The 20,898-nt window shown below is 72.7% G+C and carries 19 protein-coding genes; 11 read left to right on the forward strand and 8 right to left on the reverse strand.

All coding sequences use genetic code 11. The annotated features are described in order from the left end of the window. Both QSK34_RS05880 and QSK34_RS05885 read right to left on the reverse strand, forming a co-directional pair. The gene (locus QSK34_RS05880) at positions 1–462 is read right to left on the reverse strand and encodes a MarR family winged helix-turn-helix transcriptional regulator (RefSeq protein ID WP_285580773.1); all 462 of its coding nucleotides are present in this window, start codon (positions 460–462) and stop codon (positions 1–3) included. Further along, complete coding sequence (locus QSK34_RS05885) at positions 417–1,934, reverse strand: sulfatase family protein (protein ID WP_285580775.1); 1,518 nt, start codon at positions 1,932–1,934, stop codon at positions 417–419. Before QSK34_RS05885 ends, QSK34_RS05880 begins: the two co-directional genes overlap by 46 nt. Positions 1,935–2,151: 217 nt before the next feature. Between QSK34_RS05885 and QSK34_RS05890 the strand changes: the two genes are divergently transcribed. The 10 genes from QSK34_RS05890 (at position 2,152) to QSK34_RS05935 (ending at position 12,228) form a co-directional block, all read left to right on the forward strand. Next, complete coding sequence (locus QSK34_RS05890; RefSeq protein WP_161478198.1) at positions 2,152–3,132, forward strand: hypothetical protein; 981 nt, start codon at positions 2,152–2,154, stop codon at positions 3,130–3,132. Then, positions 3,129–4,328, forward strand: a complete 1,200-nt coding sequence (locus tag QSK34_RS05895) for a DUF6716 putative glycosyltransferase (protein WP_285580777.1) — start codon at positions 3,129–3,131, stop codon at positions 4,326–4,328. The genes QSK34_RS05890 and QSK34_RS05895 overlap by 4 nt, the downstream gene beginning before the upstream one ends. Positions 4,329–4,418: 90 nt before the next feature. Next, positions 4,419–5,696, forward strand: a complete 1,278-nt coding sequence (locus tag QSK34_RS05900; RefSeq protein WP_285580779.1) for an MSMEG_0569 family flavin-dependent oxidoreductase — start codon at positions 4,419–4,421, stop codon at positions 5,694–5,696. Then, complete coding sequence (locus QSK34_RS05905; RefSeq protein ID WP_285580782.1) at positions 5,693–6,514, forward strand: amidohydrolase family protein; 822 nt, start codon at positions 5,693–5,695, stop codon at positions 6,512–6,514. Before QSK34_RS05900 ends, QSK34_RS05905 begins: the two co-directional genes overlap by 4 nt. Before the next feature lie 9 nt (positions 6,515–6,523). Beyond that, complete coding sequence (locus tag QSK34_RS05910; protein WP_161478195.1) at positions 6,524–7,036, forward strand: MSMEG_0572/Sll0783 family nitrogen starvation response protein; 513 nt, start codon at positions 6,524–6,526, stop codon at positions 7,034–7,036. After that, the gene (locus QSK34_RS05915; protein ID WP_285580785.1) at positions 7,036–8,094 is read left to right on the forward strand and encodes an MSMEG_0568 family radical SAM protein; all 1,059 of its coding nucleotides are present in this window, start codon (positions 7,036–7,038) and stop codon (positions 8,092–8,094) included. Before QSK34_RS05910 ends, QSK34_RS05915 begins: the two co-directional genes overlap by 1 nt. 4 nt (positions 8,095–8,098) lie before the next feature. Beyond that, positions 8,099–9,529, forward strand: coding sequence for an MSMEG_0567/sll0787 family protein (locus QSK34_RS05920; RefSeq protein ID WP_285580787.1), 1,431 nt, complete (start codon positions 8,099–8,101; stop codon positions 9,527–9,529). A 9-nt stretch (positions 9,530–9,538) separates the two neighbouring features. Next, positions 9,539–10,363 (forward strand): carbon-nitrogen hydrolase family protein, encoded by an 825-nt coding sequence (locus tag QSK34_RS05925; protein WP_285580789.1) that lies wholly within the window; start codon positions 9,539–9,541, stop codon positions 10,361–10,363. A 3-nt stretch (positions 10,364–10,366) separates the two neighbouring features. Next, a complete protein-coding gene (locus QSK34_RS05930) occupies positions 10,367–11,188 on the forward strand; it encodes a carbon-nitrogen hydrolase family protein (RefSeq protein ID WP_285580792.1) in 822 nt (273 codons plus the stop codon). After that, positions 11,185–12,228: an MSMEG_0565 family glycosyltransferase gene (locus tag QSK34_RS05935; protein WP_285580793.1), complete on the forward strand. Its 1,044-nt coding sequence runs from the start codon at positions 11,185–11,187 to the stop codon at positions 12,226–12,228. Before QSK34_RS05930 ends, QSK34_RS05935 begins: the two co-directional genes overlap by 4 nt. Before the next feature lie 122 nt (positions 12,229–12,350). Here QSK34_RS05935 and QSK34_RS05940 read toward each other — a convergent pair whose 3' ends face one another. The 6 genes from QSK34_RS05940 to QSK34_RS05965 form a co-directional block, all read right to left on the reverse strand. Continuing rightward, positions 12,351–12,857, reverse strand: a complete 507-nt coding sequence (locus tag QSK34_RS05940) for a calcium-binding protein (RefSeq protein ID WP_285580795.1) — start codon at positions 12,855–12,857, stop codon at positions 12,351–12,353. A 76-nt stretch (positions 12,858–12,933) separates the two neighbouring features. Next, positions 12,934–13,809: a GerMN domain-containing protein gene (locus QSK34_RS05945; protein ID WP_051760000.1), complete on the reverse strand. Its 876-nt coding sequence runs from the start codon at positions 13,807–13,809 to the stop codon at positions 12,934–12,936. Between the two features lie 141 nt (positions 13,810–13,950). Then, positions 13,951–15,273: a CHAP domain-containing protein gene (locus QSK34_RS05950; protein ID WP_030453186.1), complete on the reverse strand. Its 1,323-nt coding sequence runs from the start codon at positions 15,271–15,273 to the stop codon at positions 13,951–13,953. A 69-nt stretch (positions 15,274–15,342) separates the two neighbouring features. Beyond that, positions 15,343–16,626, reverse strand: a complete 1,284-nt coding sequence (locus tag QSK34_RS05955; RefSeq protein WP_030453187.1) for a polysialyltransferase family glycosyltransferase — start codon at positions 16,624–16,626, stop codon at positions 15,343–15,345. After that, positions 16,623–17,561 (reverse strand): glycosyltransferase family 2 protein, encoded by a 939-nt coding sequence (locus tag QSK34_RS05960; protein WP_030453188.1) that lies wholly within the window; start codon positions 17,559–17,561, stop codon positions 16,623–16,625. Before QSK34_RS05960 ends, QSK34_RS05955 begins: the two co-directional genes overlap by 4 nt. Further along, the gene (locus QSK34_RS05965) at positions 17,558–19,621 is read right to left on the reverse strand and encodes an N-acetylneuraminate synthase family protein (RefSeq protein WP_285580802.1); all 2,064 of its coding nucleotides are present in this window, start codon (positions 19,619–19,621) and stop codon (positions 17,558–17,560) included. Before QSK34_RS05965 ends, QSK34_RS05960 begins: the two co-directional genes overlap by 4 nt. Before the next feature lie 279 nt (positions 19,622–19,900). On the opposite strand from QSK34_RS05965, the gene QSK34_RS05970 reads away from it, so the two are divergent. Next, positions 19,901–20,818, forward strand: coding sequence for an alpha/beta hydrolase (locus QSK34_RS05970; protein WP_285580804.1), 918 nt, complete (start codon positions 19,901–19,903; stop codon positions 20,816–20,818). Positions 20,819–20,898: the final 80 nt, after the last annotated feature.

The following is a 20,898-nucleotide window of genomic DNA, read 5'->3' on the forward strand; positions in this document are numbered from 1 at the left end:
TTATTCGGTGAGCACCTCCTCGAGCCGGGCCAGCGCCCGCCGCAGCGTCTCCCGCTCGACGGTGGACAGCGGGGCCTCGAAGTGGCGCTCGACGACGCGCACGTGCACGTCGACCGCCTTCAGGAAGACCTCCGAGGCCTTGTCAGTGGGCCGGATCAGGGTCACCCGCCGGTCGCCCTCGTGGCGGCCTCGGGTCACCAGCCCCGCCTTCTCCATCCGGTCGAGCAGCCGGGTCATTCCCCCGCTGGTCAGCGTCAGGTCGAGGGCGTTGATCGCGGTGCAGGCGCCGTGGTCGCGGTAGAGGCGCAGGAGCACCTCGAACATCACGTGGGTGATCCCGACCTCCTCCTGGAGCGCCTTGTCGATCAGGCGCTCCAGCGCGGTGGCCGACCGGATGAGGTGGCCGAAGCCGGGGCTCAGCCGATCACATGCGGTGCGTTCTGGGGTCGGGGTCCGATCCATTGCACTCCTGACGGGGGGAAATCTGAGCGTTCGCCCAAAATCGTATCGGCGACCCGGCACCCCGCCCCCGAGCACGCGTGGAGCGCGGCCAGCCGGCCCGACAGGCCGGCGATCAGCGCCGGGTCGGCGGTGGCCGCCAGGTTCGTGAGCTGGTGGGGGTCGCTGATCATGTCGTAGAGCTGGCGCTCGCCGGTGGCGTACTCGACGTAGGCGTGGGTCTCGGTGCGCAGCGCCCGGTAGGTGGGCGGGCAGCCGGGCGCGTAGTCCGGCTTGTCGAACTCCACCAGCACGGCGTCACGCCACGGCACCCGCCGGCCCTGCAGCAGCGGGACCAGCGACCGGCCCTCGACGAAGCCCGGCACCTGCGCGCCGGCCAGCTCGGCGAAGGTCGGGCCCAGGTCGACCGTCGAGCCCAGCGAGGTGTCGACCCGCCCGGCCTGCACGCCCGGCCCGCGCACGATCATCGGGACCCGGATGTCCTCCTCGTAGGGCGTCGTCTTGCCCGACCGCAGGCGGTGCTGCCCCAGGTGGAAGCCGTTGTCGGAGCCGAAGAAGATGTAGGTGTCGTCGAGCTTGCCGGCCTGCTCCAGCGCCGAGACGACCGTGCCGACCAGGTCGTCGAGGCCCGCCGTGGAGCGCAGCCGGTCGCGGTACATCTGGTCGATGTTGTGCCTGACCCGCTTCGGGATGCGCCCGCGCTGCTGCACCCAGAGCGGTTCGGCCGACACGTCCTCCTGGTTGTAGGAGGGGGTGCGCGGCGCCTTGACCCCCTCGAAGGCGTCGGCGTGGCGCGGCGCGTGGTTGGCCGGGCGGTGCGGCGCGGTGGGGGACAGGTAGAGGAAGAACGGGTCGCTGCGGCTCACGAACCCGGCGGCCTTCTGGGCCAGCACGTCGGTCAGGTAGTCCTCCGGCTGCTCGCCGCGCTCGACGATGATGCCGTCGTCGTTGAGGGCGTAGCCGTACTCGCGGTAGAGGTTGGTGACCGGCACCGCCCATTCGTCCCAGCCCGGCGGGATGTAGGTGCGCGGCACCTCGGGGCTCGGATACTGGTTCAGGTACTTGCCGAACAGGGCCGTGCGGTAGCCGGCGCCCTTCATCCAGGTGCCGATCGTGCTCTCCTCCAGCGGCTTGAACCGGGGGAACCCGCCCGTGGGGAAGCGGTTGCTGGTCACGCCGTGGCTGTGGATGTACTGCGCGCGCAGGATCGACGAGCGCGACGGGCAGCACCACGGGTTGGTCACGTAGAAGTGGGAGAACGTGGTGCCGCTCGCCGCCAGCTTGGAGATGTTGGGGAACCGGTGGAGGTCGGCCGTGTCGAGGTCGTCGGCGAGGATGAAGACCACGTTCGGAGGAGCCTTGACCGACGCCTTCGCGGGCACCTTCGGAGACGACTTGGCGGTGGCCGGCGTGATGGTCAGCGGCGCCGCCAGGAGGGCCAGGGCGAGGCCGCAGGTGAGACTCCTCTTCAACATGGGGCAGATCATTGCCGCTGTTACACCTGCGAAAACGTACATTTAGCAGCGGACCGTACACGATACGTAGTTGATTCTCCCAACCGGTTGCACCGTTCTAATGCCTCCGGGACAGTGATTCGTATGAGATCCGGGGGTTCACGTATTCGGCTGTTCACCCGTCGTTCCCTGTCCTGTTGCGATCGGCGGCTACCGTGAGCCCGTCGTGAACGGGTCCATGGAGAGTTCTGCGAGTAATGGCGGTTCGTCCGTCGCGTGGGTCGAGTCCCCGCTGCAACTGCTGTGCGTCATCGAGGCGCAGCACGCGGGTCTGCTCGGCGACGACGCCGTCGTCGTGCCGCGGTCGGGCCTGCCCGCGCTGCGGCTGACCCGAAACGAGATCTCCCGGCTCGCGCTGCCCGACGGGCTGCGCTTCGCCGAGCCGTCGGCGAAGATGCCCAAGCCCGGCCGGTCGTGGGCGGTGGGCGACGCCTTCTCCGGCCGCGTCCAGCTCAGCCTCCTGACGTCCCCGGTGCGCCGGCTGCTGCTCGTCGACGACGGGCTGGCCACCATCCGGCTCCTCGAACTGCTCGCCGAGCGCCGCCCGCTGCTGCGCGCCCGCGCCGTGCCCGGAACCGCCCGCACCGCCATGGGGGCGGTCGCCGGGGTGCGGCTGCGCCGGCTGGCCCGCCGCGGCCGCCTCACCGTCTTCACCGCGCTGCCCGTGCCCGACGAGGTGGCCGACGCCGTCCGTGCCCTCGGCGCGTCCGTGGTGCGGCACGACTTCCCGTGGTTGCGCAGCCAGCCCGGCAGGCGTCCCCCGGCCGAGAAGACGGTCGTGCTGGGCACCTCCCTGGTGCGCAACGGGCTGATCCACCGCGAGGCCTACGTGAAGTGGCTGACCGGGCTCGACGAGCCGGTCGCCTACTATCCGCACCGCCGCGAGGACCCCAAGGACCTCGACCGGGTCCGCCGCATCGACGGCGTCACGGTGTACGAGAGCGGCGCCCCCGCCGAGATGACGCTGCGCGACCTGCGGCCCGGCCAGCGGGTGCTCAGCCTGCCGTCGACGGCGGTCACGTCTCTCCGTATCCTGCTGCGGGCACGCGGCGTCTCGGTCGAGACGGTCGAGGTCCCCGACGAATGGTGGACCGCCTCGGCGGGTCCCTCGCTCCGCTCCCACCTTCAGCTTTTCGCACACGAAAGAGTCGCTCCTTGATCCGCGTTTTCGCCGTGGCCGATTCCGACTCCTACCTGAAGTGGGCCGCGGGGCTCGTCGGCGGGGCGCCCGGCGACTGGAAGCTCGAACTCGCCGTGGTGCGCACCCCCATCGCGCCCTCGGAGTCGCAGATCGCCGCCGCCGTGAGCGGCACCCGCTTCCACGACGTGCCGACGCTGGGCGCGCGGGCGCTGCGCAAGGCCGCCGAGCGGTTCCGGCCCGACGTGATCCTGGTGTCGTGCACCGGCCCGGTCGTCGACGCGCTGGTCAGCGAGGTCCTCGCCGGGCTGAGGCCGCGCCCGGTGTTCGTCACCGGGCTGCCGGGCATCTCGGTCCCGGCCACCGAGAAGGCCTGGATCTACCGCAGCGGCTGCGACCTGTTCATCCTCCACTCCGGCCGCGAGGTGCGGGAGTTCGGCGAGATCGCCCGGCGGCTCGGCGGCGGGGGGCAGGTGGCGCTGGCGCGGCTGCCCTACCTCGACCTGACCGGCCACCCCTCGGCCGGCGAGACGCGCGACCGGGTCGTGTTCGCCACCCAGGCCAAGGTGCCGGTGCGGCGCGACGACCGCGAGAGCGTGCTGCTGGCGCTGAAGGCGCTCGCCGAGGCCCGGCCCGACCTGCGGGTGGTCGTCAAGCTGCGGGCCCGCGACGACGAACGCCAGACCCACAACGAGAAGCACCACTACGAGCGGCTCTGGAACACCATGGCCGCCGAGGGGCGGGTCCCGGCAGGCCTGCTGTCGTTCGAGGCCGGGCCGATGCACGAGCACCTGGCCCGCGCCCACGGGTTCGTCACGGTCTCCTCGACGGCGGCGCTGGAGGCCATCGCCCAGGGTGTGCCGCTGCTCGTGCTGTCCGACTTCGGGGTCAGCGCCGAGATGATCAACCTGGTGTTCGAGGGCTCCGGCTCGCTCGGCACGCTCGACGACCTCGCCAAGGCCGACTTCCGCACCCCGACCCCCGAGTGGTGCGCGGCCAACTACTTCCACGAGGCCGCCCACAACGACTGGGCCGTGCGCACCCTCGCGCTGGTCGAGGCCGCCCGCGCGGGCACGCTGACGCCCTCCACGTCGCTGCTCGACGGCCCCCAGCACGCCGCCGCCCGCCGCCGCGCCCGGTTGCGCATCGAGGTGCCGCCCAAGGTGCTGCGTTACGGCTACCGCGCCAAGAAGAAGATCCGCAAGCTGCTCAAGTAACAGGCTCCGTCACGGCGGGTGAGCATCCGTTGACGGGGATTTGTTCCGGATGACATCGATCGGCAACGGCCCGCTCATGCACTGAGGGGCATGAGAGTCGACGGTACCGCCCACCCCGTGGTGGTGATCGGCGGCGGCCAGGCCGGGCTGGCGATGAGCCACTGCCTGACCCGCCTGGGCGTCGGCCACGTCGTGCTGGAGCGGGGCCGCGTCGGCGAGTCGTGGCGCTCCCGGCGCTGGGACTCCTTCTGCCTGGTCACCCCGAACTGGCAGTGCGACCTGCCCGGCCACCCCTACGCGGGCGGCGATCCCGACGGCTTCATGGTGCGCGAGGAGATCGTCGCCTACCTGGAGGCGTACGCCGCCTCCTTCGCGCCGCCCCTGGCCGAACGGGTGACGGTCACCCGGCTGACCGCCGTCGAGGGCGGGTTCGCCGTCGCCACCGACCGGGGCGTGCTGACCGCCGGGCAGGTCGTGGTCGCGACCGGCCCCTACCAGACGCCGGTCGTGCCCCGGCTGGCCGAGCGGCTCACCGTGCCCTCGCTGCACTCCGACGCCTACCGCGCCCCGGACGGCCTGCCCGACGGCCCGGTGCTCGTCGTGGGGAGCGGGCAGTCGGGCTGCCAGATCGCCGAGGACCTGTTCCTGGCCGGGCGGACCGTCCACCTCGCCGTCGGCACCGCGCCCCGGGTCGCGCGCCGCTACCGGGGGCGCGACGTGGTCGAGTGGCTCGACCTGATGGGCCACTACGACCGGCCGATCACCGAGTTCGACGACCCCGAGGCGGTGCGGGCCCGCGCCAACCACTACGTGACCGGGCGCGACGGCGGACGCGACATCGACCTGCGGGCCTTCGCGCTCCAGGGCATGCGCTTGCACGGTCGGCTCACCGGCGTCACCGGGGGCCGGTTCGAATTCGCCGACGACCTGGCGGCCAACCTCGACCACGCCGACGCGGTGTCGGAGAGCGTGAAGGACTCCATCGACGCGTACATCGCCTCGAACGGGATCGCGGCCCCCGCCGAGGAGCGCTACGTCCCGGTCTGGCGGCCGCCCCCGGGGACCTCCACGGTCCGCGCCGACGAGATCGCCTCGGTCGTCTGGTGCACGGGCTTCCGGCGCGACCACTCCTGGATCAGGGTGCCGGTGTTCGACGGGACCGGCTACCCCGCCCACACGCGCGGGGTGACGGGCTGGCCCGGGCTCTACTTCCTCGGCCTGCCCTGGTTGCACACCTGGGGATCCGGCCGCATCGTCGGGGTCGGCCGCGACGCCGAGCACCTCGCCGGGCACGTCTCGGCCCACCTCGCCGGGCGGGCGCCCTCGGCCTCCGGCTACCACGTCCACCCCGAGCTGCTGGGGACGTGACGATGATCAGAGACGCCCATCGCCACCTGGGGATCCTGCCCACCTACCCCTTCTACGGCGGGCCGCCGGTCCGGCCCGACGTCGGCGCCCGCGCCACCATCACCGAGCTCCTGCGCGACCTCGACCGCGAGGGCACCGAGCGGGCGCTGGTGATCCCGAACTACGGCGTGCCCGACCCGGCCGTCGCGTTCTCCTTCAACGACCTCTGCGTCGAGGCCGCCGCCCGCGACGATCGGATCAGGGCCGGGCTCTGGGTCTCGCCGCTGCCCGCCGACGAGTCGCGCACGCTGGCCGCGCTCGCCCTCGCCAGCGAACCCGGAGTCCGGGCGCTGAAGCTGAGCTTCCTGCTCGGCGGACGCCCCGCCGACCCCTCCTGCCGGGCGCTGCTCGACCGCATCTTCACCGTCGCCCGCGACGGGGACCTGGTCGTGCACGTCCACACCTCGCCCGGCGCGGCCTCCGACGTCGACGAGATCGCCCACCTGGTCGAGCGGTACGGCGACGCCGTCGCCATCCACCTCGTCCACTTCGGCGGCGGCGCGTCGGGCCACATCAAGCTCGCCGGGTCACGGTTCTTCGACTGGATCGCGGCCGGCAAGCGCGTCTACACCGACCTCTCCTGGGCCATCGGGTTCGCCCCGCGCTGGCTGGCCCAGGAGATCGACCGGCGCGGCCTCGGCCACGACCGGCTGCTGTTCGCCAGCGACGAGCCCTGGGGCGACCACCCCGGGGAGCATGCCCGGCTCAGCGCCGCCGTGGGGGACGGCGAGCTGGCCCGGCTGGTCTTCCACGACACCTTCGAGAAGCTGTACGGATAGGAGCAACCCATGACCGAACTGACCGATCTGGAGCAGGCCAGCCTCACCGAGATCCCCCACCCGTCGCTGCCCGACGGGTCGAGCCTCTACGGCGAGACGAAGGTCTTCCCCGACTACAAGGCCGAGGAGGGCGAGACGTACTTCACGCTGGTGCACGGCATCGCGCACGAGTCGTCGGTCAGCTTCGTGGCCGTGCTCCAGGCGACCCGGGCGCTCCGCAAGGGCTTCGAGTCGGCCATCTACTTCTATGGACCAGGGTCGTTGAACTGCCTGGCCACCCGGGGCTTCCCGACGACCGGCAACTCGGCGTTCCCCGGCGAGCACAACATCAACAACTCGCTGAAGACGTTCATCGCCGAGGGTGGCAAGGTCTTCTGCTGCCGGTTCGGGTTGTCGCTGCACGGCGCGCGCGAGGAGGACCTCATCGAGGGCGTCATCCCGACGCACCCGCTCGACGTCCAGGACGCGCTGATCCATTACACCCGCAAGGGCGCCGTCATCAACTCGACGTACATGTTCTGATGACCGACCGCGTCTCGACCCGCGTCGACGTGGCCATCCGGGGGGTCCGGCTCGACGCGCCCGTACGGCGGACCGGGGGCGCCGGTCCGTCGGACGACGGGCACCTGCTCGTCGACGGCGCCAACGCCGCGCTGCCCCTCGACCCCGCCAGCCCCTACGTCGTCCGCGACGGGCGGCTCTACCTGGGCGGCACCGACATGGGCGTGGCCGTCCGGGCCGTGCGCCGGCCCCGGTTCTACGACCTGGCCACCGCCGACGGCGTGCCCTACGAGAAGATCGCCAAGCTGCACGGCGCCGACGTGCTGGCCACGACCGTGGTGCAGACCTGCGTGCGGTACGCCGAGGAGGAGCGCTGCCGGTTCTGCGCCGTGGAGGAGTCCCTGGCCTCCGGCGCGACCGTGGCGGCCAAGACGCCCGCGCAGCTCGCCGAGGTGGCCGCCGCGGCGGTCCGGCTCGACGGGGTGCGGCAGATGGTCATGACGACCGGGACCACGTCGGGGCCCGACCGCGGGGCAAGGGTGCTGGCGCGGTCGGTCCGGGCCGTCCTGGCCGCCGTGCCGGGGCTGCCGATCCAGGTGCAGTGCGAGCCGCCCGCCGACCTCGCCTGGATCGCGGAGCTGAAGCGGGCCGGGGCGCACGCGATCGGCATCCACGTCGAGTCGCTCGACGACGAGGTCCGGCGCCGCTGGACGCCCGGGAAGGCGCGCACGCCGCTCGCCGACTACTGGGCCGCCTGGGACGAGGCGGTCCGCGTCTTCGGCCGCAACCGGGTGTCGACCTACCTGCTGATCGGGCTGGGGGAGTCGGCCGACGAGATCGTCGCGGGGGCCTCCGAGCTGATCGCCCACGGCGTCTACCCCTTCGTGGTGCCCTACCGGCCGCTCGCGGGCACGCCGGCGCGGCGGGACGGCGTACCGGCGCCGTCGAAGGACCTGGTGCGCGACGTGACGGAGCGCGTGGCCGCGATGTTGCGCGGCGCCGGGATGACCGGCGCCGAACAGGGCGCGGGCTGCGCGGCCTGCGGCGCGTGCAGCGCCCTGGCCACGGCGGGCGGGTGAGGGCGTGACCTCCGTCTGCGACGTGCTGCTCACCGGCTCGCCCGGGCCCGCCGCCGCCCGCGTGCTCGACGTGCCCGCGCTCCTCGGGGCGACCGGGGCCGCGCCCGCCCGGTTCGTCGTCGAGCCGACCACCGACCGCGGCTGCCTGTACGCCTACCGGCTGCTCCGCCGGCGGGTCTTCGTCGAGGAGCAGGGCCTGTTCGAGGACGACGACCTCGACCACCGCGACGAGGACCCGCGCACCGTCGTGCTGGTGGCCCGGGACGCCTCGGGGGCCGTGCTGGGCGGGGTGCGGCTCGGGCCGGAGACCGACGGGCCCGACATCGGCTGGTGGCGCGGCTCCCGGCTCGTCGTCGACCCGGCCCGGCGCGTGGCCCCCGGGGTGGGGGCCGCGCTGGTCCGGGCGGCGTGCGCGTACGCCGAGGACGCGGGCGTGTTGCGGTTCGAGGCCGACGTGCAGGAACGGGCCGTCCCGCTGTTCACCCGGCTCGGCTGGCGGCCGGTCCGGGCGGTGCGCGTCACCGGACGGCCGCACCACACGATGCGGTGGCCCATCGGGCGGCTGGCCCGCGCCGCCGAAGGGAAGGCCGCGCTCGGACCGCTGCTGCGCGGGCTCTCGCCCGGCGGGCGCGGCTGGGTCGGCGACGACGGCGCGCCGGTGCCCGGCAGCGACGTCGTGGCGGCGTGCGACGCGATCCTGCCCTCGATGGTCGAACGCGACCCCGACTGGGCCGGATGGTGCTCGGTGCTGGTCAACCTCAACGACCTCGCCGCGATGGGGGCGACCCCGGTCGGGCTGCTCGACGCCCTCGGGGCCCGCGACGCCTCGTTCGCGGCGCGGGTGCTGACCGGGCTGCGGCGCGCGGCGAGCGCCTACGACGTGCCGATCCTCGGCGGGCACACCCAGCTCGGGGTGCCGGCCGCGCTCTCGGTCACCGCGCTCGGACTCGCCGCGTCGCCGGTGCCCGGCGGGGGCGGGCGTCCGGGCCATCGGGTACGGCTGACCGCCGACCTCGGCGGCCGGTGGCGCAGCGGCTACACCGGTCGGCAGTGGGACTCCACCTCGACCCGGACCACCGAGGAGCTGCGCGCCATGCTCGGCGCGGTCGGCGCGGCCCGGCCGGCGGCGGCCAAGGACGTGTCCATGGCCGGGATCGCCGGGACCCTGGGCATGCTGGCCGAGGCCGGCGGCTGCGGCGCGGTGCTCGAACCGGCCCGCGTGCCCCGGCCCGCCGGGGTGACGATGGGCGACTGGCTCACCTGCTTCCCGGGCTTCGCCATGCTCACCGCGGGTGGTCCCGCGCTGCCCGCCGGGCCCGCCCTCGGCGCGGAGTGCGGCGAGCTCGTGACCGGGAGCGGGGTGCGGCTGCGCTGGCCCGACGGGGTGGTGACGGAGGGCGTGCACGGCGCGGTCACCGGACTCGGAACGGCCTGAGGAGGACGCATGACCATTCGGCTGGCGGCCGTCGCCGCCCCCTTCGGCCGGGACCTTGAGGCGTGCTTCGCCACGATCGGGGCCCTGGCCTCGCAGGCCCGCGAACAGGGCGTGTCGGTGCTGGCGCTGCCCGAGGCGTGCCTGGGCGGCTACCTGGCCGACCTCCGCGGCTCGGCCGCCGGGCCGCCCGCGCTGCGCCGCGACGGCCCGGAGCTCCAGCGCCTCGCCGCCATCGCCGGAGACCTGGTGATCTGCGCCGGGTACTGCGAGGCCGACGGGGACGCCCGGTACAACTCCGTCGTCTGCCTGACCGGTGACGGCGTCCTCGGCCACCACCGCAAGGTCCACCAGCCGCTCCGCGAGGACCGCAGCTACGCGGCCGGCGACGGCTTCACCGCCTTCGACACCCCGGCCGGGCGCATGGGCATGATGATCTGCTACGACAAGGCGTTCCCCGAGTCGGCCCGCACGCTGGCCCTCGACGGCGCGGAGATCGTCGTCTGCGTGTCGGCCTGGCCCGCCAGCCGCACCGACCCCGCGCCCGACCTGGCCGACGACCGGTGGACCCGCCGGTTCGACCTGTTCGACCAGGCGCGGGCCCTGGAGAACCAGGTCGTGTGGGTGTCGTCGAACCAGTCGGGCTCGTTCGGCGACCTGCGGTTCGTCGGCCGCGCCAAGATCGTCGCACCGGGCGGGGAGATCCTCGCCGCGACCGGCGTCGAGGGCGGGGTCGCCGTCTGCGACGTGGACGTGCCCGGGGCGCTGGCCGCCGCGCGGCGGTCGATGGGTCATCTGCGGGATCGCCGTCCCGAGGCGTATGCGGCAGGATCGTGACCCGTGCTCCGCATCGCCGCCGCCTCCGCGCACTTCGGCCGTGACCTGGAATTCGACCTCCAGCGGGTCGCCAAGCTCATCGCCGACGCGCGCCAGGAGGGCGCCGGGCTGCTCGTGCTGCCCGACGCCGCCCTCGGCGGCTACCTCGCCGACCTGCGCCACCCCGACCCGGACGCGCTGCCGCCCGCGCTCGACCCCGACGACGCGCTGATCAAGCGGGTCGCCGGACTGGCCGCCGAGATGGTCGTCTGCGTCGGCTACTGCGAGGCCGAGGGGGAGTCGCGGTACAACGCGGCCGTCTGCGTGAGCGGCGACGGCGTGCTCGGCCGCCACCGCAAGGTGCACCTGCCCGCCGGGGAGGTCGCCGCCTACTCGCCCGGCGACCGCTTCGACGCGTTCGACACCCCGGCCGGGCGGATCGGCATGCTGATCGACTACGACAAGACGTTCCCCGAGTCGGCCCGGTCGCTGGCCCTCGACGGCGCGCAGATCGTCGCCTGCCTGTCGGCCTGGCCCACCAGCATCACCAACCGGGCCCCGCGCATGGCCCAGGACCGCCAGTCGCGCCTGTTCGACCTGTACGACTGCGCCCGCGCCGCCGAGAACCAGGTGGTGCTGGCCTCCTCGAACCAGACCGGCGCGATGGGCGGCATGCGCTTCCTCGGCCAGGCCAAGGTGGTCGGCCCGGGCGGCGACATCCTGGCGCGGACGTGGTCGAAGGCCGGGCTCGCGGTGGCCTCCCTCGACGTGGCGGCCGAGATCGCCCAGGCACGGCGGGTGCTGCGGCACATCGGCGAACGGCGGCCGGAGGCGTACCGGGCATGAGGATCGCGCTGCTGACCTACTCGACCAAGCCGCGCGGCGGGGTCGTGCACACCCTGGCCCTGGCCGAGGCGCTGGCCGATCTCGGTCAGGAGGCCGAGGTGTGGGCGCTCGGACGCGGCGGCGACCGCCGCTTCCACCGGGGGGTGCGGGTGCCCGTGCACATCGTCGACTGCCCCGACGTGCCCGGCGAGACGATGGGGGAACGGGTGCTGCGCTCGATCGACCTGCTGCGCGAGGCCTTCACGTCGTCGGCGTACGACGTCGTGCACGCCCAGGACTGCATCACCGCCAACGCCGCCGGGCGCTGCGTCCGGACGGTGCACCACCTCGACCACTTCACCACGCCCGAGCTGGCGGCCTGCCACGAACGCGCCCTGGTCGAACCGTTCGCGCACATCTGCGTGTCGTCGGCGGTGGCGGCCGAGTTGTCGCAGGGGTGGGGCATCTCGGCGTCGGTCATCCCCAACGGCGTGGACGCCGCCCGCTTCGCGACGGCCGACGGGTCGCCCTGGCGCGCCCGCTTCGGCCGGTACGTCCTGACGGTCGGCGGCATCGAACCCCGCAAGGGCTCCCTCGACCTGCTCGAGGCGCACGCCCTGCTGCCGGAGTATCCGCTGGTCGTCGCGGGCGGCGAGACGCTGTTCGACTACCGGGACTACCGGTCGGCGTGGGATTCCCGCGCGGCGGAACTGGGCGTCGCGCCGGTCGTGCTCGGCCCGGTGCCCCACGACGACCTGCCCGGCCTGGTGGCGGGGGCGGCGGCGTTCGCGTTCCCGTCGACGAAGGAGGGCTTCGGCCTGGCCGCGATGGAGGCGCTGGCGGCCGGGGTGCCGCTGGTCGTCCGCGACCTGGCCGTCTTCCGCGAGGTCTTCACCGGCGCGGCCCTGTTCGCGACCGATCCGGGTTCGCTCGCGGCGGCGCTGCGGGAGGCGGTGACGGTCCCGTCGCCGGAACGGGTCGCCAAGGGGAGAGCGCTGGCCGCCCGGCACACGTGGCGCAAGGCGGCCGAGGCGCACCTGGAGTTCTACCGGGCCCACTGACGCGCGCTGGTGCGGGGAGGTCCGCCTGGCGCCAGGCCGGCCGTTTCTGTCAGGCGCGAGCCCATCAAAAGAGCCGCCCGCGCGCGAGTGGCGCGGGGCGGCTCCGGTGTTCCGATCGCCGATCAGGCGTCGGCCTCGCAGGCCGTCTCGGTCTCGGCGGTGCACTTGTCGAAACCGCCGACCCCGTTCGCGGTGTCGATTCCGTCGTTGCCCTTCAGGATGTCGTCGTCGGAGCCCCCGTTGAGCCCGTCACGGCCCGAACCTCCGTTCAGGACGTCGCGCCCCGCGCCGCCCAGCACGGTCGACTGCAAGTTCGTGCCGTTGGAGAACGTGTCGTTGCCCCCGAGCAGCGAGACGTCCAGGAACTGGATGGCGCCGGAACACTGGGCCACTGCGCCCGACTTGGAGCACCCGGCTCCCACGACGATCCCCGAGTTGGAGTCGACGGTCAGCTTCCCTTCGAGGAAGCTGACGTTGACGATCTCCCCGCCGCTGGTGCCGACGATGAAGAGGGTCTTCCCCGAGACGTGGACGGACGTGGCCGCCGCCGCCTGCGCGGGACTCGTGACCATCACCAGGCTCGCCGCGGCGAGCGCTAAGGCGGTGAGGACACGCTGTGCGAATGACATGTGATTTTCCCCCGTCTGGTTGGGTTGACGGGGTCCAGGAAACCGCGGAAGCCCGCGGCCGTCTGCGGACAAATACTCACGGCTCCAGGGATTCGGGGATCGAGTCGCTGTTGCCGCCCGGCCGCTGCGTCTTGCCGGCCGCGTCGTAGATCTTGACCCACTTCACCGTCGGGAACTGCTTCAGGGTCGCGTTCAGGTGATTCGCGACGGTGAACGTCGCGCCGCCGCTCTTCACCTTCCCGGTCAGGTAGACCCGGGCGACCTTGTTCGTGACGGTCAGCTTGCTGTAACCGGTCGCGCCGGAGTTCACGAAGCGCAGCCCGGCCGCCCGCTCGGCCGCCGTCGGCCCGGCGAACAGCCGCTGGAGCGCGCCGTGGGCGGTGCTCGGCGGGATCACCGGCCGCGACACCGCCTTGAGCTTCGGCTCGCGGGGCAGGTCGAGGAAGTAGGCCTTCACCGGGACGGTGCGGTAGCCCACCGTGAAGTCGACGACGATCCGGCTCGGCTTGGTCAGCGTGTACATCCGGTAGGGCACCTTCTTGGCCAGCCCCACCCCGAACGACAGGGTCGCCTCCCAGTCGCCCGTGTTGACGACCTGGATGACGCCCGGCAGCGCGTACGTCCGCCGGGAGGCGCCGTAGGTCGAGCCGCCCGTGTCGTCGTGACCCCGGGCGTCGAAGAACCGTAAGGCGAGCTTCGCGGCGCCGGGGACGGGCACGGTGTGGCCCGATCCGTCGGCGATCAGTTTGGGCACGTACTCCGCGATCCGCGTGGGTGGCAGCCCGTTGCGGAACTCGAAGACGAGGCGGTCGACGCCGGGGTGGCGGTCGGCCCTGACCGCCACGAGCTGGGGCACGGCCTTCGCCGTCGCCGAGGCCGGGAGCAGGGCGGCGGGCGCGAGCAGGGCCGGCGCCAGCAGGGCGCCGACGAGAAGGGAGCGGATGGTGGTCATGGTCTCTCCGAGGGTTTGTCACGTTCCAGGGACGAGCCGTCCCGGAGCCGGCGGGCTCCGGGCACGACTGACCTTTAAGACGCGGCGAACCGCTCAGGAGTTCTCAGACCGTATGGAGATGTCGCTTCCCGGCAATCTCCGTCAGAACGTCCCGGTGAAGGCCCCCGGGTTCGTCACCCCCGCGTCCGGCCCGAACGTGTGCCGGACGCCCGTCTTCGTGGTGATGACGTAACCGGTCGCCGTGGCGGCGATGTCGGCCGCCTCCGCCGAGCCCGCCGGCAGGTCGCCCAGGTGCTCGGCGTCGCCGAAGGCGAACACGTTCCCGGCCACGTCGACCATCACGTAGCCCCTGCCGGTCGGGGTGCCCGCCATGGCCACGATCGCGCGCTCGAACGTCGTCGCGTTGCCGTACCACTTCGCCGCGCCGAACGGGTGGACCTGCCCGGCCGAGGTCAGCAGCCAGTAGCCGCCCGTCGTCACCTCGATGTCGACGAACCGCCCGCTGTAGCCCTCGGGCGAGGCGGTGATCCACACGCCGGGCCCGTAGACCTGTCCCGTCGAGGTCGCCACCAGGTAGCCGTTCGGGGCGGCGTCGATCGCCACCAGCTCACCCTCGGCGGTCGCGGGGCGCGCGACGGCGGGCGCGGCGTCGCCGTACGGGAAGATCTGCCCCGACGACGAGAGCAGCCAGTAACCGGCGCCCGACGGCGTCACGGCGGCGTCGGTGACGCGGCCCGACACCGCCGGGGCCGGGCCGGGCAGGCCGCCGAACACCTGGCCGGTCGAGGTCACCGCAAGGTGGCCCGCGCCGAACGGCCGGGCGCCGCCGCCGTTCACCAGCACCGGGTAGTCGGCCGGGCCGCCGTCGGTCGACAGGATGCCCATGTTCTTCTTCGCGTGCACGACGCCCGCGACGCTGTAGGAGGCCCAGAACGAGTCGAGCCGCCCGCCGTGCCAGCGCATCGGGTTGCGCACCACCTGGGAGTTCTGCCCGACCGTCACGACGTTCCTGGTGCCGTCCTTGTTGACGGTGACGCGTTCGACCACGACCACGTGCCCGGCCGCGCCGCTGCGGTTCATGACGATCATGTCGCCGGGCACGATCGTCTTGATCGAGCCGTTGGCCTGCCGCTCCATGCCGAGCGCCGCCGCCCGGGTGAAGATCTGGGAGGCGATGCCGACACCCGAGAAGACCCCCGAGTGCCAGCCGCGCCGCAGGTAGAAGCGCTGCGGCAGCTCCACGCACTGCCACCAGTTGTAGGAGACGCCGCCGACGTGCTTCTGGCCGGCGCAGCTCGTCGCGGTGCTGGCGCCGCAGACGGGCACGCCGCCGCCGGCGAACCAGGACGTGCCCGCGAGTCTCAGCGGAGCCCCCGCCGCCGACGCCTCGGCCGGCACGGTGGGGGCGAGCACGCCGGCGGCGGCCATTCCGCCGGCGATGATCTGTTTGAGAGGGGTGGACATACGGCAAGGGTGCCGAACCCTCACGTCACAGAATGTGTGGAATACCCCTTTGGTATCACCCGGAACCGATCAGCCTTTGACGATCTGCTTCAGCCGGGCCAGCCCGCTCTTGGGGGGTTGCGGGGGCGGCGGCGCGGGCTTCTCGATGATGCCCAGCGCCTCCAGGCGCTTCTTCTTGAAGTAGCGCATCGGGCCGTTGGCCCTGACGTACGCCTCGGCCGCCGGCCGCAGCGCCGGATGGGCCGCGCTCTGCATGCAGTAGGCGACCGCGTCGACCAGCCCCGCCAGGTCGGCGACCGCCGGTTCGGTCAGGGTGCCGTCGGCGTCGAGGCGGGGGACCGACGCGTCGACGATCGTGACGGGCACCCGGTTGCTGTTCTCGTACGGGGTCAGCCGCTCCAGCAGCAGGTCGGAGCCCACCGTGGCGACCGGGAGGCCGAAGAAGCGGCGGGCCGTCATCAGGGCCGTGGAGAAGCAGCTCACCACCAGGCGGGCGCGGCGGGTCGCGAACAGGACCTCCGCCGGCACCTCGTCGGGGGCGACCGTCAGGCTCGCGTTCAGGCCGGCCGCGACCTGGGCCAGCTCGCGGCCCTGGCGGCGGCCCGCGGCCGGGTGGGGCTTGAAGACGATCGAGCGGTGGCCGCGCGCGACGACGCCCCGGACCATGTCGGCGTGGAGCTTGAACTCCTCGTCGGGGGTGAGGATGCCGAGCGACGAGAGGTACTGGCCCAGGACGATCGCCTCGCCCTCCGGCATCGGGCCCGCCGCCGCCGCGACCCGGCCGACGACGTCGGTGAACGGCTCGGAGGGCAGCGCCCGCGCCGGCACGCCGTACTCCCGGAGCAGCAGCGGAGTCAGCCCGGGGACCAGGTCGAGGTGGAGCAGCCGGGTGATGCGCTGGGAGATCTCGCCCGGGAGCACGTCGCGGGTCGGGCTGTGGGCCATCAGGCCGTCGGAGTAGATCGTCAGCATGGCGTCCTTGAACAGGCCCGGCAGGGCCCGCGCGGGCGGCACGATGACCGACTCCAGCACCATCTCCTCGATGTGCTCCAGGCCCAGCGCCTTCTGGAGCAGGCGGCCGAGCATCGGCGTCTCGATCGACCGGGGCTTCCAGTCGGACGGGTGGAGCGGCGCGATGATCTCGTTCCACGAGACGATCCGGTCGAAGCGGTCGCGCAGCGCGCCGAACCCGGGCGCCTCGTCGAGGCCGAGCGCGGCCTCGGGCACGGCGGCGTTGTTGGTGACGATCAGGACCCGCTCGGCGGAGCCCGGCGGCCCGAAGGCCCCGGCGTCGACGGCCGCCGCCAGGGACATGGCGCCGAAGAACCGCGAGGCGTGGAAGACCTGCGTCACGTGACCTCCAGGAGCCGGGCGACGAACTCCCGGCGGTCGGGCTCGATGGCGTCGAAGCTCTCCCGGACCAGCTCCCGGGGCAGGCGGCCGAGCCGGTCGGCGCCGCGCGCCTCGAACGTCGCCAGGATCTCGGGCGTGAACCGCTCGTTGTTGGCGAGGTGGTTGGCGAGCAGCGCCAGGAAGGTGCGGGCCGCCTTCGGCAGGAACCGCTCCTCCACCTCCTCGAAGACCAGGTCGAAGGCGTCGAAGAAGTGGAGCTGCCGCTCGTCGCCGATCTGGGTGAGCGACTGCGGCACCCCGCGGCGGTAGAAGACGCCGGCCAGCGACACCGCCGCGAACGACCGGGCCCGCTGGTGCAGCCGCCAGATCCACGGCCGGTCCTCGGCCGTGTGGAGGCCGCCGGGGAAGGTGAGCAGGTCGCCCAGCGACTCGCGCCGGTAGACGCCGGCCCACGCGTAGGGGTAGTCGACCATCGTCTTCGCGTCGGGCGGCATGATCGACTCGCGCGGGTCGAGCACCACCCCGCGCCGGGCGACCGGCGCGCGGTGGGTCTCTCTCTTCAGGCCGTTGACCTGCACGTGGTCGACCCGCACGAAGTCGCAGCCCAGGCCGTCGATCGCGGCGACCAGGTCGGCCAGGTAGCCCCGGCCGATCCAGTCGTCGCCGTCGAGGAAGGTCACGTAGCGGCCGGAGGCCAGCTTCAGCCCGGTGTTGCGGGCGTCGGCCAGCCCGGCCGGCACCTGGTTGCGGATCAGGTGCAGGCCGGGGAGTTCCGCGCGGAACTCGTCGGTGATCGCGCCCGTGTCGTCGGCCGAGCCGTCGTCGACGACGATGTACTCGAAGTCGGCGCGCTGGTTGCGCACCAGCGACGTGAGGGCGTCGGCGATGAAGGGAGCGCCGTCGCGGACCGGGACGATCACCGAGAGGCTGATCACACGGTCACCCTGCGCAGGCGGGCCCGGGGGGCCTCCTCGCCGGGGAAGACGCGCTTGACGCCGTCGCCCAGGGCCTTCTCGATGATGCGGATGTCGCGGACGAGGTGCTCCAGGCCGCTCGGCTCCAGCGAGGCGGCGTGGTCGGAGCCCCACATCGTGCGGTCGAGGGTGATGTGGCGCTCGACCGTGACGGCGCCGAGGGTGACGGCCGCCAGGGAGATCTGCAGGCCGCGCTCGTGGCCCGAGTAGCCGACCGGGACGCCGTAGCGCTCGCGGAGGGTCTGGATCGTGCGCAGGTTGGCCTCCTCGGGAGGCAGCGGGTAGGTCGAGGTGGCGTGCATCATGACCAGGTTCTGCGTGCCCAGGATATCGACGGCGGCGTCGATCTCCTCCAGGGTCGACATGCCGGTCGAGAGCAGGATCGGCTTGCGGGTCTCGGCCAGCGCGCGCAGCAGCTCGTGGTCGGTGATCGACGCCGAGGCGACCTTGTGGGTCAGCACGTTCATGTTCTCGAGGAACTCGACCGACGGGACGTCCCACGGCGAGGCGAACCAGTCGATGCCCTTCTGGGCGCAGTAGAGGGCGATCTGCTGGTATTCGTCCTTGCCGAACTCCGTGCGGATCTTGTACTCCATGTAGGTCATCTCGCCCCACGGCGTCTGCCGGATCTGGGAGCGCTGCTCCATCGGCACGCAGATCTCCGGCGTGCGCTTCTGGAACTTGACCGCGTCGCAACCGGCCTCGACGGCCACGTCGATCAGCTTCTTGGCGATCTCGACGTCGCCGTTGTGGTTGATGCCGATCTCGCCGATGACGTAGACCGGGTGGCCCGCGCCGAGCAGCTTCTCGCCGATGGCGACGGCCTTCGGCTCGACCGTGACGGTGCGGAACCGGGAGGCGGGAACCGGGGCGGGCGCCGGGGCCGGGGTCGCGGGCCGGGCGGCGAGCACCCGGTCGGCCAGCTCGCGGACCGCGCCGGCGCCGCCGCCGTGGGTCAGCACGACCCGGGCGGCCTTGCGGACCTCGGCGTGCGCCTCGGGGACGGTGACCGGCCAGCCGACCAGCGCCATGCAGCCGAGGTCGTTGACGTCGTTGCCGACGTAGGCGACCCGCTCGGGGTCGAGGCCCTCGATGGCCAGCCAGTCGGCCAGCGCGTTCTGCTTGGCCGACAGGCCCTGGAGCACGGGCACGCCGAGCTTGCGGGCGCGGGCCGCCACGACGGGGTTCTGCTCGGTCGACAGGACCAGCACCTTGACCCCGGCGCGCAGCAGCAGCGAGACGCCCATCCCGTCGGCGCGGGAGACGGAGACCATCTCGCGGCCCTCGGAGTCGACGAACGCGCGGTCGTCGGTGTGGACGCCGTCGAAGTCGGTGACCACGGCGTCGACGTCGATCGGCAGCGGCGCGTCGACCACGTGGGCCAGCGCGCGCACGATCTCGAGGTCTTCGGGGGTGTCGATCTCGTGGGCGGTCACGCTCTTGACCGGCTGCACGGCGACGGTGCCGAAGAAGCGGTGCCCGGCCTCCAGGAAGCCCTGGGCGCGCATGGCGTAGAAGGCGCCGGTCTCGCGGAAGTGGGGCTCGCGGTCCTGGCGGCGCGGGCGGGTCGCCGGGTCGTGGTTGACGCCCTCGCCCGCCTCCGTCCAGATGAACTCGTAGGTCTCCAGACCGGAGAACACGACGTCGGCCTCGCCGGACAGCACCTTCGCGACGGCGGCGTCGACGTCGGCCGGGTCGATGAACGCGCTGGTGCACTGGACGAGCAGCACGACCTCGGGGGTCTCGCCGAGCGAGGCCAGGGCGTGCAGGACGGCCGACTCGCTCGACGCGGTCGAGCCCGCGATGTCGGCCGGGCGGTCGACGACGCGGGCGCCGGCGGCCTCGGCGGCGGCGGCGATCCCCGCGTGGTCGGTGCTCACGACCACGGTGTCGACGGACTCGGCGCGGACGAGCGCGCTGACGGCCCGGGAGACGAGGGGGATTCCTCCGACCCGCTCCAGGTTCTTCAGCGGAACTCCCACCGAACCACCGCGGGCGGGGACAACGGCCAGGACTCGCACGGGTCAACTCCTCAAAGGGCGGTAACCCCCCAGGGATGGGGGTCCCAGGAAACCTAGTCACGAGTGTGACCTGAATGGGGGTGCTGAGCTTAACGGTTATGAACGTGCATGTTAACTTTCCGTGCCGTTGGCATCACTTTGATCTCTGTGACCGCTCTGACCGGCCGTCTTTTCCCGGCGTTTCAGGGGGTATCGCGGCGGTTTACCCATAAATCTGGACCCCTACCCAAATGATCAAAATTTAGATAGAAGTCACATATGAGACGTATTTTGCTGGCGGTGAGTTTACCTCTGGTTCTCCTCGCCGCCGGATGCTCCGACGCCCCTCAGGAAAGGCAGGACCCGTTGACCACCGCCCTCACCCCCCGCGTCGCCGACACCGTCGCCGTGGACGACCGCCAGGACGCCCTGACGATCGCCTCGGCCGCCCTCGGCCGCGAGGCGCAGGTGCGGGTGCTCAAACCGGCGGGCTGGACGAAGGGCTCCACCGGCTGGCCGGTCCTCTACCTGCTGCACGGTTGTTGCGAGCCGACCCCCGACACGTGGCTGACCAAGGGCGACGCGGCGAGGGTGACCGAGAACCTGAAGGCGGTCGTGGTCGTCCCGGAGGGCGGCACCGACGGTTGGTACGCCGACTGGCTCGACGGCCCCGCCTGGGAGACCTTCCACCTGAAGGAGATGCTCCCGCTGGTCGAGGACCTCTACGGCGTGGGGGATCGCCGGGCGATCGCGGGCCTGTCGATGGGCGGCCACGGCGCGATGGGCTACGCCGCCCGCAACCCCGGCCTCTTCGAGGCGGCGGCGTCGTTCTCCGGCGTGCTCGACATCCGCATGGACGTGCCCGGCTTCTCCTCCTTCCTGAAGGACAATGGCGCCGACCCCGACCAGTTGTGGGGCCCCCTGCCCGCGCGCGAGGACAACTGGCGCGACCACAACCCCGCCGACCTCGCCCCGCGATTGACGGGCCTGCGCCTCTACGTCTCATCGGGCAACGGCGAGCCGGGCGAACTCGACGAGGGCGGCGGCACCGACTTCGGCGAGCAGTCCATCCTCCGCCAGAACCAGCGTTTCCTCCGCGCCGCCAGAATCGCCGGCCTGACGGTCGAAACCGACCTCTACGGCAACGGCAAACACGACTGGCCCTATTGGACCCGCGCCCTCGAACGCGCCCTCCCCACCCTCCTCCCGGAAGCCTGAGGGAGGCCTGTTCCCCGGAATCCACGTATGGCAGGCGCGGACAGAACTCCCCGGGCCAGGCCGCAGGTACGACAACTCCG

The sequence above is a fragment of the Herbidospora sp. NBRC 101105 genome (assembly GCF_030269205.1).
GTDB lineage: Bacteria > Actinomycetota > Actinomycetes > Streptosporangiales > Streptosporangiaceae > Herbidospora > Herbidospora solisilvae.

Bases quoted from the DNA above. Each gene is read 5' to 3' on its own strand.
- QSK34_RS05880 (WP_285580773.1), bottom strand. From the start codon at position 462: ATGGATCGGACCCCGACCCCAGAACGCACCGCATGTGATCGGCTGAGC.
- QSK34_RS05885 (WP_285580775.1), bottom strand. From the start codon at position 1,934: ATGTTGAAGAGGAGTCTCACCTGCGGCCTCGCCCTGGCCCTCCTGGCG.
- QSK34_RS05890 (WP_161478198.1), top strand. From the start codon at position 2,152: ATGGAGAGTTCTGCGAGTAATGGCGGTTCGTCCGTCGCGTGGGTCGAG.
- QSK34_RS05900 (WP_285580779.1), top strand. From the start codon at position 4,419: ATGAGAGTCGACGGTACCGCCCACCCCGTGGTGGTGATCGGCGGCGGC.
- QSK34_RS05910 (WP_161478195.1), top strand. From the start codon at position 6,524: ATGACCGAACTGACCGATCTGGAGCAGGCCAGCCTCACCGAGATCCCC.
- QSK34_RS05915 (WP_285580785.1), top strand. From the start codon at position 7,036: ATGACCGACCGCGTCTCGACCCGCGTCGACGTGGCCATCCGGGGGGTC.
- QSK34_RS05925 (WP_285580789.1), top strand. From the start codon at position 9,539: ATGACCATTCGGCTGGCGGCCGTCGCCGCCCCCTTCGGCCGGGACCTT.
- QSK34_RS05935 (WP_285580793.1), top strand. From the start codon at position 11,185: ATGAGGATCGCGCTGCTGACCTACTCGACCAAGCCGCGCGGCGGGGTC.
- QSK34_RS05940 (WP_285580795.1), bottom strand. From the start codon at position 12,857: ATGTCATTCGCACAGCGTGTCCTCACCGCCTTAGCGCTCGCCGCGGCG.
- QSK34_RS05945 (WP_051760000.1), bottom strand. From the start codon at position 13,809: ATGACCACCATCCGCTCCCTTCTCGTCGGCGCCCTGCTGGCGCCGGCC.
- QSK34_RS05950 (WP_030453186.1), bottom strand. From the start codon at position 15,273: ATGTCCACCCCTCTCAAACAGATCATCGCCGGCGGAATGGCCGCCGCC.